11 protein-coding genes and 2 pseudogenes are annotated in these 13,757 nt (G+C 49.3%); 6 read left to right on the forward strand and 7 right to left on the reverse strand.

From position 1 onward, the window contains the following. Window positions 1-34: 34 nt before the first annotated feature. The 5 genes from INF61_RS14610 to silC all read right to left on the reverse strand — a co-directional run bounded on the left by INF61_RS14610 (window position 35) and on the right by silC (window position 6,892). The gene (locus INF61_RS14610; RefSeq protein WP_000758228.1) at window positions 35-475 is read right to left on the reverse strand and encodes a DUF411 domain-containing protein; all 441 of its coding nucleotides are present in this window, start codon (window positions 473-475) and stop codon (window positions 35-37) included. Between the two features lie 86 nt (window positions 476-561). Beyond that, window positions 562-3,708, reverse strand: coding sequence for a Cu(+)/Ag(+) efflux RND transporter permease subunit SilA (gene silA / locus INF61_RS14615; RefSeq protein ID WP_000574021.1), 3,147 nt, complete (start codon window positions 3,706-3,708; stop codon window positions 562-564). A gap of 10 nt (window positions 3,709-3,718) precedes the next feature. Next, window positions 3,719-5,011, reverse strand: a complete 1,293-nt coding sequence (silB, locus tag INF61_RS14620; RefSeq protein WP_004098959.1) for a Cu(+)/Ag(+) efflux RND transporter periplasmic adaptor subunit SilB — start codon at window positions 5,009-5,011, stop codon at window positions 3,719-3,721. Window positions 5,012-5,124: 113 nt separating this feature from the next. Then, window positions 5,125-5,478, reverse strand: a complete 354-nt coding sequence (gene cusF, locus INF61_RS14625; protein ID WP_001246153.1) for a cation efflux system protein CusF — start codon at window positions 5,476-5,478, stop codon at window positions 5,125-5,127. Window positions 5,479-5,506: 28 nt separating this feature from the next. Further along, the gene (silC, locus tag INF61_RS14630; RefSeq protein WP_000475503.1) at window positions 5,507-6,892 is read right to left on the reverse strand and encodes a Cu(+)/Ag(+) efflux RND transporter outer membrane channel SilC; all 1,386 of its coding nucleotides are present in this window, start codon (window positions 6,890-6,892) and stop codon (window positions 5,507-5,509) included. Window positions 6,893-7,081: 189 nt separating this feature from the next. On the opposite strand from silC, the gene silR reads away from it, so the two are divergent. From silR to INF61_RS14650, 4 genes are all read left to right on the forward strand, one after another. Then, window positions 7,082-7,762 carry a copper/silver response regulator transcription factor SilR gene (silR, locus tag INF61_RS14635; RefSeq protein WP_000697969.1) on the forward strand — a complete coding sequence of 227 codons (681 nt, stop codon included), beginning with the start codon at window positions 7,082-7,084 and terminating at the stop codon, window positions 7,760-7,762. Continuing rightward, window positions 7,755-9,230: a copper/silver sensor histidine kinase SilS gene (gene silS / locus INF61_RS14640; RefSeq protein WP_023295438.1), complete on the forward strand. Its 1,476-nt coding sequence runs from the start codon at window positions 7,755-7,757 to the stop codon at window positions 9,228-9,230. Before silR ends, silS begins: the two co-directional genes overlap by 8 nt. A gap of 250 nt (window positions 9,231-9,480) precedes the next feature. Then, the gene (gene silE, locus INF61_RS14645) at window positions 9,481-9,912 is read left to right on the forward strand and encodes a silver-binding protein SilE (protein ID WP_000790483.1); all 432 of its coding nucleotides are present in this window, start codon (window positions 9,481-9,483) and stop codon (window positions 9,910-9,912) included. 143 nt (window positions 9,913-10,055) lie between these two features. Further along, window positions 10,056-10,406, forward strand: coding sequence for a DUF305 domain-containing protein (locus INF61_RS14650; protein ID WP_000694953.1), 351 nt, complete (start codon window positions 10,056-10,058; stop codon window positions 10,404-10,406). A gap of 386 nt (window positions 10,407-10,792) precedes the next feature. On the opposite strand, the pseudogene INF61_RS22925 reads toward INF61_RS14650, so the two are convergent. Both INF61_RS22925 and INF61_RS14655 read right to left on the reverse strand, forming a co-directional pair. Continuing rightward, window positions 10,793-10,981, reverse strand: a pseudogene (locus tag INF61_RS22925) (HNH endonuclease); the annotation flags it as partial. 55 nt (window positions 10,982-11,036) lie between these two features. Next, window positions 11,037-12,005 (reverse strand): IS5-like element IS903B family transposase, encoded by a 969-nt coding sequence (locus INF61_RS14655; protein WP_021242128.1) that lies wholly within the window; start codon window positions 12,003-12,005, stop codon window positions 11,037-11,039. Between the two features lie 153 nt (window positions 12,006-12,158). Between INF61_RS14655 and rclA the strand changes: the two genes are divergently transcribed. Together rclA and INF61_RS14665 are read left to right on the forward strand one after the other, a co-directional pair. Then, complete coding sequence (rclA, locus tag INF61_RS14660) at window positions 12,159-13,484, forward strand: reactive chlorine resistance oxidoreductase RclA (protein ID WP_007896426.1); 1,326 nt, start codon at window positions 12,159-12,161, stop codon at window positions 13,482-13,484. 177 nt (window positions 13,485-13,661) lie between these two features. Next, window positions 13,662-13,757: pseudogene (locus tag INF61_RS14665) on the forward strand (IS1 family transposase); the annotation flags it as partial.

Below are 13,757 nucleotides of genomic sequence, written 5' to 3' on the forward strand. Positions count from 1 at the left end.
GCTACCGGCGTCCCGTTATCAGCCGTTCCGCTGACTATTCGATTCGCTGGAAGACTTTTTTACTTCCATCCGGTGAGAATGCGATAACATCGTAAGCCTCTTTTCGGGCTCCCATCTCCATTCCAGGACTTCCTGCTGGCATACCGGGGGTGGCGAGACCGTATATACCCGAACCAGACTGCATTGCCTTATGTATCGTTGTCGCAGGCACATGGCCTTCAATGATCAAATTACCGGCAACCGCGGTATGACAACTTCGTAGTCCTGCAGGAATAGCATGCTTTTCTTTCAGGGCTGACAGCGCCTGATCATTCATGACGTGAGTTCGTACTTCAAACCCGTCTTTTTCCATCGCTTTGCCCCACAGGGAACAACAGCCACAGTTTTCAGATTTGTACATATCAATCACTTTTTCACTCGCCATCGCGGGTAGTGAAAGGCCGAGAGCCAGCGCCATTAGAACCACTTTTTTCATACTCACCTCTGTATATTATCGATATAAACCCTGACGTCAGGGTGAATCAGTAAAGAAGGACACCCACAGGGGGTGCCCTTTCAGGTTCAGGACACGCTTTTTTTATGTCTGCGCAGCCAGATTAATTTGTAGGCGGCAGGAATAATGAACAGGGACAGCAGCGGAGCCGTGATCATCCCACCAATCATGGGTGCCGCAATACGGCTCATGACTTCTGAACCTGCGCCGGTTCCCCAGAGTATTGGCAGCAGACCCGCAATGATCACCGCCACGGTCATGGCTTTCGGCCGGACACGCAGTACGGCACCATGATAGAGGGCTTCATCAAGACCTTCCGGTGTGAACGTCTCTTTACGGGACAATTCCGGGTGCGCTTCAATGGCATGACGCAGATACATCAGCATGACCACGCCAAACTCTGCTGCCACCCCGGCCAGGGCGATAAACCCGGTTCCGGTCGCCACTGACATATGGAAGCCCTGCCAGTACAGGAACCATATTCCGCCAACCAGGGCGAACGGCAGGCTCATCAGGATCAGCAGGGCTTCGTCAACCCGGCGGAATGCCAGATACAACAGGATGAAAATGATCATCACCGTCATCGGCACCATCAGCTTCAGTTTCTTGTTGGCATGCTCAAGCAGTTCAAACTGTCCGGAGAATGCCACACTGGTTCCCGGTCTCAGTTTCACTTTCTCGCTGATGGCCGTCTTAATGTCGTTAACCACCGACACCATGTCCCTGCCGCGGGCATCAACATAAATCCAGCTGGCTGGCCGGGCATTTTCGGTTTTCAGCATGGTTGGTCCAGAAACGACGTTAATATCCGCGACATCGCCCAGCGTGATCTGCTGCTTCATCGGGGTCAGGATCGGCATCTGTTTCAGCGCCTGCGGACTGTTCCGGTAATCCTGCGGGTAGCGAATGTTAATAGGGTACCGGGCCACCCCTTCAACCGTCTCACCCACCATAGCACCTCCGATTGCTGAAGAGACGAACAGCTGGACATCACCTACCGTCATCCCGTAGCGGGAGGCTTTCTCCCGGTTGATATCGATATCGATGTAGCGCCCGCCCTCAAGTCGCTCAGCCAGGACAGACACCACGCCAGGCACGGTTTTGGCTACCGCCTCGATACTCTGCGCCGTCGCGTCGATATCGGACAGAACAGTCCCGGACACTTTGATACCTATCGGGCTTTTGATCCCGGTTGAGAGCATATCAATACGGTTACGGATAGGCGGCACCCAGAGGTTTGCCAGACCCGGTAAACGGACTGTCCTGTCGAGTTCATCAATAATCTTGTCAATTGTCATGCCGGGACGCCACTGATCCTCAGGTTTGAGCTGGATCGTGGTTTCCACCATTTCGAGCGGCGCGGAATCCGTTGCGGTCTCTGCTTTACCGGTCTTGCCAAATACAGAAGCCACTTCAGGAACGCTTTTGATTAACTTGTCTGTTGTCTGCAGGAGCGCTGCAGCTTCTGCCGGAGAGACGCCAGGCAAGGTCGACGGCATATACAGCAGATCGCCCTCGTTAATCTTCGGCAGAAATTCACCGCCCACCTGACTCAGTGGCCAGATAACCGTGAAAATGGACAAGGCCGCAACCAGCAGGGTTGTTTTTGGCCAGTGGAGGACCCGCAGCAGCAAAGGATGATACGCTTTGATCAGCACCCGGTTCAGGGGGTTACTGGTCTCGGCAGGAATTTTCCCCCGGATCCAGAATCCCATCAGAATAGGAATGACGATGATGGCCAGTGCGGCCGCTCCCGCCATGGAGTACGTTTTCGTGAATGCCAGCGGGCCAAACAGACGACCTTCCTGCCCTTCCAGGGTAAAGATAGGAATAAAGGACAGGGTGATGATCAGCAGGCTAATGAACAACGCGGGTCCCACTTCCACGGAGGCGTCGGTAATCACCTTCCAGCGGGTGGCGTTGTCAATCTGCTCACCCGGATGCTGATGATCCCACTCCTCAAGCCGTTTGTGCGCATTTTCAATCATCACAATGGCGGCATCCACCATCGCACCGACGGCAATCGCTATCCCTCCCAGCGACATGATATTGGCGTTCAGTCCCTGGAAGTGCATGACGATAAAGGCGATACACAGGCCAAGCGGCAGAGAGATAATCGCCACCAGGGCAGAACGTACGTGCCACAGGAACAGAGCACAGACGATGGCCACCACGATAAACTCTTCCAGAAGTTTGGAACTGAGGTTATCAATCGCCCGGTCGATTAACTGGCTGCGATCGTAGGTGGTCACGATTTCAACGCCTTCCGGCAGGCTGGCCTTCAGCGTCTCCAGTTTATCCCTCACTGCCGTGATAACGTCGCGCGCATTTTTACCCGACCGCAGGATCACCACGCCGCCAGCGACTTCTCCCTGGCCGTTCAGCTCGGCAATACCACGCCTCATTTCGGGCCCGGTCTGCACGCGGGCAACATCCCGCAGATAAACCGGCACGCCGTTCTCACCTGTTTTCAGGACGATGTTATTAAAATCATCAATGCTCTGAAGATAACCGCTGGCACGGACCATATACTCCGCTTCGGCCATTTCAACGGATGAGCCACCGGCCTCCTGGTTAGACGATTCAAGTGCCTGTTTCACTTCGGGCAGGCTGATACCGTACTGGGACAGTTTTACCGGATTGACCTGAATCTGGTACTGTTTCACCACGCCGCCAACCGAAGCGACCTCAGCCACGTTCGGGATGGTTTTCAGCTCAAATTTCAGGAACCAGTCCTGCAGAGAGCGCAGTTCTGAAAGGTCGTGTTTTCCGTTGCGATCGACAAGGGCATATTCAAAAATCCAGCCCACACCCGTGGCATCAGGACCGATTTCAGAACTCACACCGGCAGGCAGTTTTCCCTGAACCTGATTCAGATATTCCAGCACGCGGGAACGGGCCCAGTACAGATCGGTGCCGTCTTCAAAAATGACATACACATACGAATCCCCGAACTGTGAAAAACCACGCACGGTTTTTGCGCCAGGTACGGACAGCATGGTGGTGGTAAGTGGATAGGTGACCTGGTTTTCTACAATCTGCGGGGCCTGGCCGGGATAGCTGGTTTTGATAATGACCTGCACATCTGACAGGTCAGGCAAGGCATCGACCGGCGTGTTAATAATCGTCCATGTACCCCAGATGCTGAGAAACAGGGCCCCCATCATGACCAGGAAACGGTTGGCGACAGAGCGCCGGATAATCCATTCAATCATCGTCGTCTCCTCAGTGCCCTGAATGCATATTTACAGGCTGGTCAGACATTGCTGGCATACTGCTTTCTGTTTTTTCAGGGTGGCGCATACGTTCCAGCGCGCCCGTAATATTGGCTTCGGAGTCAATGAGGAACAGGCCACTGACCACCACGGTATCGCCTTCATTCAGGCCGGAACCGATGCCGGACTGTTGCTGTGATTCATGCAGAACGTGGATCTGTTTCGGCACAAACTTGCCTTCATCATCAACAGTAATCACGCGCTGTTCTTTGCCGGTATCGATAACGGCCTGGCTTGGTATCAGCAGCATCTCCTGGCTCTTGGTATTCAGTTTCAGATAGGCATTCATGCCCGGCTTGAGAAACTCATCCTTATTAGAAACCTGGAGACGGACCTGAAGCGTACGGGTTGTCTGATCCACGCTGGGAAGAATGTTCCATTTTTCGACATGGAATGTTTTATCCGGATAAGCCGGTACCGAAATTTCAAACTGCGACGTATCTTTCAGCAGATATGCGATAGATTCTGGCACTGCAGCGCTGATCCAGACCGGGTCCATCCCCTGAATCTGAGCCACTACTTTATCTTTCGAAATATTCATGCCGGTGCGCAGGTCAAACGCAGTAATGACACCATCAATAGGTGCTTTAATGGTAAAACGGGTCTGGATTGTGCGGGTTGAACGCAGCCTTTGAATATCCTCTTCCGGCATACCAGCCAGACGAAGTCGCTCCAGAACCCCTTTTATCTGGGTTGACGTACCGCCTGTACCGGATAACAGCAGGAACTCACTTTGTGCCTCAACCCATTCAGGAATGGTGATATCTATAAGCGGAGTGCCTTTCTTCACATGATCGCCAATCGTCAGGGGATACACTTTTTCGACGAAACCGTCAGAGCGCGCCTGCACAATGACAAACTGATACTCGTTGTAACTGACATTAGCCGGGATTGTCTGAGAATAATTCAGCATTCCTCGCGTGACTTTTTGCGTTTTTAATCCCAGATTCTGAACCTGCGTTGGATCGATACGGATCCCGCCACTGCTTTTATCGCCGCTTTCATCAGCATATTTTGGCACCAGGTCCATATCCATAAAGGGCGATTTTCCGGGTTTATCAAATTTGGTATCCGGTTTCATCGGGTCATACCAGAAAAGTACCTTTCGCTCCGGTGCCTTTTGTTCGGTTTGTACTGTTTTTTGTGATGAGTTTACATACTGCCAGGCAGTAACCGATATCAGCCCTCCTGCTATGAGGCTGCTGATAATTATTGCAGCATATTTTATCTTTAAAGAAGCCATACAATTTCTCGCTGAAAAATCAAAACACCTGGCATATGCGCCCGATCATTCATTCACAGTAATCCCTTAATGAATGTTCAGGCGCACTGGATGTATTCGCTCCGGACTGATAATCAGGATTGCGTAACGTTAATGCTTTTGAGTAAGGAGATATTGCCCTGCTGAATAAACGAGAAATCGACATGGTTGCCGGTTTTCAGGGCATTGATAGCGTCGTCTGCATTAACAAAAGTGAAGCGCATGGTCATTGCAGGCCAGCCCACAGCAGGGATTGCTTCGTGCGAAATGGTAATCTTTTTACTATTCATATCAATGTCTTTAACGACACCGGTGCCCTTGATAACCTGCTGTACCGAAGCATCACTGGCAGCATTCATATCGCCATGCTGATGTGTTTCAGCATGAAGACCGGCAGAAAACATGACAGAGAAGGCACCAAATAAAACGGCTTTAAGTGAATTACGCATTTTTAATTTCCTGATTAATTAAATAAATTTACTCTACCCAACCGCCACCCAGCGCGGTAAACAGATTAATTTCGTTAACCTGTCGGGAATAGGTAAGATCGAGAATGGTTTGCTGCGTAGCGAAGAGGGAACGTTCTGCATCCAGCACTTCGATGTAACTGACAGCACCACTTGCATATAATCCTCTGGCACGCTGGAGAGTTATCTGAAGTGAATCAAGATAACGCTGCTGTGACTCAAGTTGCTGGCTAAGGCTGTCGCGCAGCGCAAGCGTGTCGGAAACATCCTTAAAGGCTGACTGAATTTTTTGTTCGTAATTAACCACCGATTGTTGCTGGCGAATTTCAGCCAGCTTCAGATTGGCTTTATTCCTGCCAGCATTAAAAATAGGAATTTCAATTTTAGGGATAAAATTCCACATTCCACTTCCTGACGTAAACAGGCTTGACAGCTCCGTACTGCTTGCGGAAAGACCACTGGTCAGGGTAATGGAGGGGAAAAAGGCCGCTCGCGCTGCGCCAATATTGGCATCAGCCGCTTTCAGCTGATATTCCGCTTCCATAATATCCGGTCGCTGCAGTAAAATTTGTGAAGATAGATTTGGTGGCAATTTTACTGGTGCGATCTCCCCGCCTTTCATCCCTTTTTCTGACGGAAGTGCGCGGTACGTTCCCAGCACCAGTTGCAGGGCATTGTTTGCCTGAGCCAGATCGCCTTCTCGTTTGGCTATTTCGGCGCGGGTACTTTCGATTTGTCCTCTCGCCTGTTCAAGTGCCAGAACGTTCGTACTCCCGGTCACGAGCTGTTGCTCAACGAAAGCATAGGACTGTTCATAATTTTTCAGCGTTTCCCGCGCAATACGGAGTTGTTCGTACGCCAGTTGCTGGCTGAAATAGCTCTGTGAAACGTTGGAGACCAGCAGGATGTGTACGGCCCGACGGGCTTCTTCGCTGGCAAAGTAGTTCTGGCGGTCAGCATCACTCATGTTCTTAAGTTTGCCGAAAAAATCGAGCTCATAGCTGAGCTCCAGTCTCGCGTCGTACTCCTGTGTGGTCGGCTTGTCACCTTTCAGACCACCGCTGTATGTTATCCCGGATGAGGCATTCAGCTGGGGATAACGATCTGCATCCGTGACGTTGAACTGGGCTCGGGCCTCTTCAACCTTCAGGGCAGCCATTCTCAAATCACGGTTATTAGTCAGAGCTTCACCGATCAACCGGGTAACCTGGGGATCGACAAAAAAGTTACGCCAGCCCGTATCCTGATAGCCATTTACCGCTGGCGTCAGGCTGTTATGGGACAGTGAAAACTGCTGGGGTACCGGTGCTGCGGGCCGCTGATATTCAGGCGCAAGCGACACGCAGCCTGCCAGGATGAATATCGTGCTAATGCTGAGTAATTTTAATTTGAACATAACGCTTCTCGTCCAGGCAGACCTGGTAAATGGTTCAAATGAAGTCCAGAGTATTGATAGGGGTACTTTACCTAACGCTCTCTGTTTGCCGAGTGACAGGATAATGACAATGTTGTCATTTTTGCTGTAATCCGTTGATAACGATCGTGGGCGCAATAGAATGACATTAGCAGCCAGCCGGGGAGCAAGATGAAAATATTGATCGTCGAAGACGAAATTAAAACAGGTGAATATCTCAGCAAAGGGCTTACAGAGGCAGGGTTCGTAGTGGATCACGCTGATAATGGTCTTACCGGATATCATCTCGCCATGACAGCCGAGTATGATTTAGTCATTCTGGATATCATGCTACCTGATGTGAACGGCTGGGATATCATCCGCATGCTGCGCACTGCCGGAAAGGGTATGCCGGTCTTACTGCTGACAGCCCTCGGCACGATCGAACATAGGGTCAAAGGACTGGAACTGGGTGCGGACGATTATCTGGTTAAACCCTTTGCGTTTGCCGAACTGCTCGCCCGGGTGAGAACCCTTCTGAGGCGGGGAAACACGATGATCACGGAAAGCCAGTTTAAGGTGGCTGACCTCTCGATTGATCTCGTATCCAGAAAAGTCAGTCGCGCCGGAAACCGCATTGTGCTCACCAGTAAAGAGTTCAGCCTGCTGGAATTCTTCATTCGCCATCAGGGAGAGGTTCTTCCCCGCTCCCTGATTGCCTCTCAGGTCTGGGACATGAATTTTGACAGCGACACTAATGCGATCGATGTCGCAGTAAAGCGACTCCGCGCTAAAATAGACAACGATTACGGGACAAAGCTGATCCAGACAGTCCGGGGCGTGGGCTACATGCTGGAGGTCCCGGATGCATAGCAAACCTTCCAGACGCCCTTTCTCACTCGCTCTGCGGCTGACCTTTTTTATCAGCCTGTCCACGATACTGGCTTTTATCGCCTTCACCTGGTTTATGCTGCATTCTGTTGAAAATCATTTTGCCGAGCAGGATGTCAGCGATCTTCAACAAATCAGCACCACACTGAACCGTATACTGCAGTCCCCGGTGGATCCGGATGATAAAAAAATAAGCAAAATAAAGGAATCAATTGCCAACTACCGCAACGTTGCCCTTTTGCTCCTCAATCCCAGGGGTGAAGTGCTCTTTAGCTCAGCTCAGGGGGCGGCACTACGCCCGGCAGTGAATTCAGCAGATTTTAGCGAGCACAGCCGCGCACGGGATGTCTTTCTCTGGACGGTGGAGGATCCTGCGGGACCGATGGATACCGGGTCCGAAATGAAGATGGAAACATACAGGATTATCGCCTCCTCTGGTCAGGCGATATTTCAGGGCAAACAGCAGAACTATGTCATGCTGACTGGCCTATCCATTAATTTCCATCTCCATTACCTCGATGCGCTGAAAAAGAACCTGATTGCGATTGCCGTCGTGATAAGCCTGTTGATTGTTCTGATCATTCGAATCGCTGTCCGTCAGGGGCACCTGCCCCTTCGTAATGTCAGCAATGCCATTAAAAACATCACCTCCGAGAATCTTGATGCGCGACTGGAACCGACACGCGTTCCCATTGAGCTGGAGCAACTGGTTATCTCGTTCAATCATATGATTGGAAAGATTGAGGATGTCTTTACCCGCCAGGCCAATTTCTCTGCCGATATCGCGCATGAGATCAGAACGCCCATCACCAATCTGGTGACGCAGACTGAAATCGCACTGAGTCAGGATCGAACACAGAGGGAACTTGAGGATGTCCTCTATTCCAGTCTTGAAGAGTATAACCGGATGACCAAAATGGTCAGCGATATGCTGTTCCTGGCACAGGCAGATAATAATCAGCTGATACCTGACAGGGTCATGTTTGACCTCAGAGCGGAAGTCATGAAAGTCTTCGAGTTTTTCGAAGCCTGGGCCGAAGAACGCAATATCACGCTCAAATTTAACGGGATGCCCTGCCTGGTTGAGGGAGATCCACAAATGTTCAGAAGGGCGATCAATAATCTGTTATCCAATGCCCTGCGTTATACCCCGGAGGGACAGGCAATCACCGTCTCAATAAGAGAGCAGGAGAGCTTTTTTGACCTTGTGATTGAAAATCCGGGGAAACCGATCCCTGAAGAACATTTATCAAGGCTGTTTGACCGTTTTTATCGGGTGGATCCATCCAGACAACGAAAAGGAGAAGGCAGCGGCATCGGCCTTGCGATTGTGAAGTCAATCGTGGAAGCACATCACGGAAGAGTGCAGGTGGAATCAGACGTACGCTCCACGCGTTTTATCTTATCCGTGCCCAGACTGGAGAAAATGATCCCGGAAACCCAATGCTGAAAATAAAGATGTAAATGACAAAGATGTCATTAGCCTGTCATGCAGCAAACAGAAGCCATTCGATATAATTAGTGCAACTTATCAGGAAGGCTGGATTGCTTCATCAATACCCGGCGTCAGAGTACGCCAGGAAATGAATATCCAGCCCTCTTCCGGAGAAATAAACGCTGCCGAACTTGTTTCAGTTATGGAACTGAAAACACCGGTTGTACTTCCCCGGACATCACTAATTCAGAAATGGAGAGTTATCATGAAAAATATCGTATTAGCATCTTTGCTGGGCTTTGGTTTAATTTCATCGGCCTGGGCCACTGAAACCGTGAATATCCATGATCGCGTCAACAATGCACAGGCTCCTGCTCACCAGATGCAGTCTGCTGCGGCTCCTGTCGGGATCCAGGGGACTGCTCCTCGTATGACCGGTATGGACCAGCATGAACAGGCCATTATTGCTCATGAGACCATGACGAACGGCTCGGCGGATGCGCACCAGAAAATGGTGGAAAGTCATCAGAAGATGATGGGAAATAACACGGTATCCACGACCGTCCCGTCAACGTCTTACGCGGCGATGAATGAGCATGAAAGAGCAGCGGTTGCCCATGAATTCATGAATAACGGGCAATCCGGCCCACATCAGGCCATGGCCGAAGCGCACCGCCGCATGATCAATGCAGGCTGAATGCGACGGTAGTATCCGTGCTGTTACCTTTTCCCTGATAGATTTTCCTGAAACAACGTTGCTACATTTTTGCCCCCCGTCAGAGGGCTTTTTTGTCTGACTCAGCTACACTTAACCGGTACCTGTCTGAAAGGAATTATTATATGAAAATCAAAAACACCCTTTTTGTAATATTAATGTTATCCCTGCCAGCCATTTCTGCTGAACATTCGGAAATGAAAATGTCAGATATGCACTCATCGGCATCATCACAGGAATATATGGCTGGCATGAAAAATATGCATGAAAAAATGATGGCCGCCGTTAATGAATCCAATCCCGATAAGGCCTTTGCAAAAGGTATGATCGCACACCATGAAGGGGCAATCGCAATGGCTGAGACCGAGCTCAAATACGGAAAAGATCCCGAAATGAGAAAGCTTGCGCAGGACATCATTAAAGCTCAAAAAGGTGAAATTGAGCAGATGAATAAATGGCTTGACAGTCATAAATAATGAACACTGGAGTGTTGTCTTGCGCACCCTCTTAGGGTACCCCCGGACACGAAAATATATAGCACTTAACTAATTAAAAACCCGAATAATTTCGGGTTTTTAATGTAACTTTCTTTTCTGAACGGAAATAATAGTCATACAATTTAATTTTCTTGTAATTACTCCTACTTTTAATCAGGTACTGGACGATGGATAACGACTCCCGCCTGAGAGGGAAAATCCGTCTGGTTACCTGGCGCTATACTTAACCGATTGATCGACATGCCATGCTGGTAAAATATTAAAATCCTCCCCCATAAATCTGAACCACATGACAGGATTGATAGTCAGGCAGTATTTCACATTCATTGCTAAAAAATAAAAATAAGCATGCATCTTCTCGAAGATTAATTACCTTCCATCTTGTAAAAAAGAATCAAATCCTCTAATAATATCTCGATTCCCGCTTTTTTTAATACATCTTTCCGCTCGGCATATATTTTCCTCAACATATCTTCAAACCCCTTGCCAAGATGAATTTGTTTATGGCAGTTGCAACATAGTGATATGATATTCTCTTCCACATCCAGTGAATGGCTTTGTTGAATAAATCAGATTTCGGGTAAGTCTCCCCCGTAGCGGGTTGTGTTTTCAGGCAATACGCACGCTTTCAGGCATACCTGCTTTCGTCATTTTGTTCAGCGCTCGTACCAGGGCCATAGCCTCCGCAACCTGACCATCGTAGTCACGCAGCGTCAGTGAACCCCCGAACAGCTGTTTTACCCGGTACATCGCCGTTTCCGCTATCGAGCGACGGTTGTAATCTGTTGTCCATTTCCACCGCGCATTACTCCCGGTCATTCGCTGATTAGCCACTGCACGGTTACGGTCTGCATATTCACCGGGACAGTAACCCGCACCTTTTCGGGGAGGGATAAGCGCGCTGATTTTCTTACGCCGCAGTTCATCGTGACATAGCCGGGTATCGTAAGCGCCATCGGCGGCGGCTGACCTGATTTTCCGGTGGGTTTGCCGGATTAACCCGGGGAAGGCCTCTGAGTCCGTAACGTTGTTCAGCGACAGGTCAGCGCAGATGATTTCATGTGTTTTACTGTCAACGGCGAGATGCAGCTTACGCCAGATACGGCGGCGTTCCTGGCCATGCTTTTTGACTTTCCACTCGCCTTCACCGAAGACCTTCAGCCCGGTGGAATCAATTACCAGGTGTGCGATTTCACCCCGGGTGGGCGTTTTGAAACTGACATTAACCGACTTTGCCCGCCTGCTGACACAGCTGTAATCCGGGCAGCGTAGCGGAACGTTCATCAGAGAAAAAATGGAATCAATAAAGCCCTGCGCAGCGCGCAGGGTCAGCCTGAATACGCGTTTAATGACCAGCACAGTCGTGATGGCAAGGTTAGAATAGCGCTGAGGTCTGCCTCGTGAAGAAGGCGCTGCCGACTCATACCAGGCCTGAATAGCTTCATCATCCAGCCAGAAAGTTATGGAGCCACGGTTGATGAGGGCTTTATTGTAGGTGGGCCAGTTGGTGATTTTGAACTTTTGCTTTGCCACGGAACGGTCTGCGTTGTCGGGAAGATGCGTGATCTGATCCTTCAACTCAGCAAAAGTTCGATTTATTCAACAAAGCCAAACAGAAGCCACTGGAGCACCTCAAAAACACCATCATACACTAAATCAGTAAGTTGGCAGCATCACCTTTTGCGTCTATAGTCATGATGTCAAATGAACGCGTTTCGACAGGAAATCATCATGAATAAATATCAGGCAGTTATTATTGGTTTTGGCAAGGCTGGAAAAACATTAGCCGTCACGCTGGCAAAAGCAGGTTGGCGTGTGGCTCTCATCGAACAATCAAATGCAATGTATGGCGGGACCTGTATTAATATCGGCTGTATCCCAACCAAAACATTGGTTCATGACGCACAGCAGCACACAGATTTTGTCCGTGCCATACAGCGTAAAAATGAAGTGGTTAATTTTTTACGTAATAAGAATTTTCATAATCTTGCGGATATGCCCAATATCGACGTGATCGACGGCCAGGCGGAGTTTATCAATAATCATAGCCTGCGTGTTCATCGGCCTGAGGGAAATTTGGAGATTCATGGCGAGAAAATTTTTATTAATACCGGTGCACAAGCCGTGGTTCCGCCAATTCCTGGAATTACCACCACGCCTGGTGTATATGACAGCACCGGATTACTTAATCTAAAAGAATTGCCTGGGCATTTAGGTATTTTGGGCGGCGGATATATTGGCGTTGAGTTCGCCTCTATGTTCGCTAATTTTGGCAGCAAAGTAACCATTTTAGAGGCAGCTTCGCTGTTTTTGCCTCGGGAAGATCGGGATATTGCTGATAATATCGCGACGATTTTACGCGATCAGGGCGTCGATATTATCCTCAATGCCCATGTGGAGCGAATCAGTCACCATGAAAATCAAGTGCAAGTGCATAGCGAGCACGCCCAACTGGCGGTGGATGCACTGTTAATAGCTTCCGGTCGTCAACCGGCTACCGCTTCGTTACATCCAGAAAATGCCGGTATCGCAGTAAACGAGCGCGGGGCAATTGTCGTTGACAAGCGATTACATACCACCGCAGACAATATTTGGGCGATGGGAGATGTTACCGGCGGGCTGCAATTTACTTACATATCACTGGATGATTACCGCATTGTACGTGATGAGTTACTGGGTGAAGGCAAACGTAGTACTGATGATCGGAAAAATGTGCCTTATTCCGTATTTATGACACCGCCCCTGTCCAGGGTTGGTATGACAGAAGAACAAGCCAGAGAGAGTGGTGCTGATATTCAGGTGGTGACATTGCCTGTAGCTGCAATTCCGCGCGCCAGAGTGATGAACGATACCCGTGGGGTATTAAAAGCGATTGTTGATAATAAAACCCAACGTATATTAGGGGCATCACTGCTGTGTATTGACTCCCACGAGATGATCAATATAGTGAAAATGGTGATGGATGCCGGGCTGCCTTATAGCATATTACGCGATCAGATATTTACTCATCCGTCGATGAGCGAATCACTCAATGATCTATTTTCATTAGTCAAATAAACTCAAAATCAGACGCCAGAACAAATATTCTGGCGTCTCAGAGAAAAGAATCTTATTAATTCTCTGTTACTCTATAACTTCTTAATCACTTCATTGATGGTATTTTATATGTTTAAAAAATCGGTGATGCTGCCAACTTAATGATTTAGTGTATGATGGTGTTTTTGAGGTGCTCCAGTGGCTTCTGTTTCTATCAGCTGTCCCTCCTGTTCAGCTACTGACGGGGTGGTGCGTAACGGAAAAAGCACAGACGGACATCAGCTCTATCTCTGA

It is taken from the genome of Enterobacter cloacae complex sp. P18RS (assembly GCF_014982105.1).
GTDB lineage: Bacteria > Pseudomonadota > Gammaproteobacteria > Enterobacterales > Enterobacteriaceae > Enterobacter > Enterobacter hormaechei_C.

Bases quoted from the DNA above. Each gene is read 5' to 3' on its own strand.
- INF61_RS14610 (WP_000758228.1), bottom strand. From the start codon at position 475: ATGAAAAAAGTGGTTCTAATGGCGCTGGCTCTCGGCCTTTCACTACCC.
- silA (WP_000574021.1), bottom strand. From the start codon at position 3,708: ATGATTGAATGGATTATCCGGCGCTCTGTCGCCAACCGTTTCCTGGTC.
- silB (WP_004098959.1), bottom strand. From the start codon at position 5,011: ATGGCTTCTTTAAAGATAAAATATGCTGCAATAATTATCAGCAGCCTC.
- cusF (WP_001246153.1), bottom strand. From the start codon at position 5,478: ATGCGTAATTCACTTAAAGCCGTTTTATTTGGTGCCTTCTCTGTCATG.
- silC (WP_000475503.1), bottom strand. From the start codon at position 6,892: ATGTTCAAATTAAAATTACTCAGCATTAGCACGATATTCATCCTGGCA.
- silR (WP_000697969.1), top strand. From the start codon at position 7,082: ATGAAAATATTGATCGTCGAAGACGAAATTAAAACAGGTGAATATCTC.
- silS (WP_023295438.1), top strand. From the start codon at position 7,755: ATGCATAGCAAACCTTCCAGACGCCCTTTCTCACTCGCTCTGCGGCTG.
- silE (WP_000790483.1), top strand. From the start codon at position 9,481: ATGAAAAATATCGTATTAGCATCTTTGCTGGGCTTTGGTTTAATTTCA.
- INF61_RS14650 (WP_000694953.1), top strand. From the start codon at position 10,056: ATGAAAATCAAAAACACCCTTTTTGTAATATTAATGTTATCCCTGCCA.
- rclA (WP_007896426.1), top strand. From the start codon at position 12,159: ATGAATAAATATCAGGCAGTTATTATTGGTTTTGGCAAGGCTGGAAAA.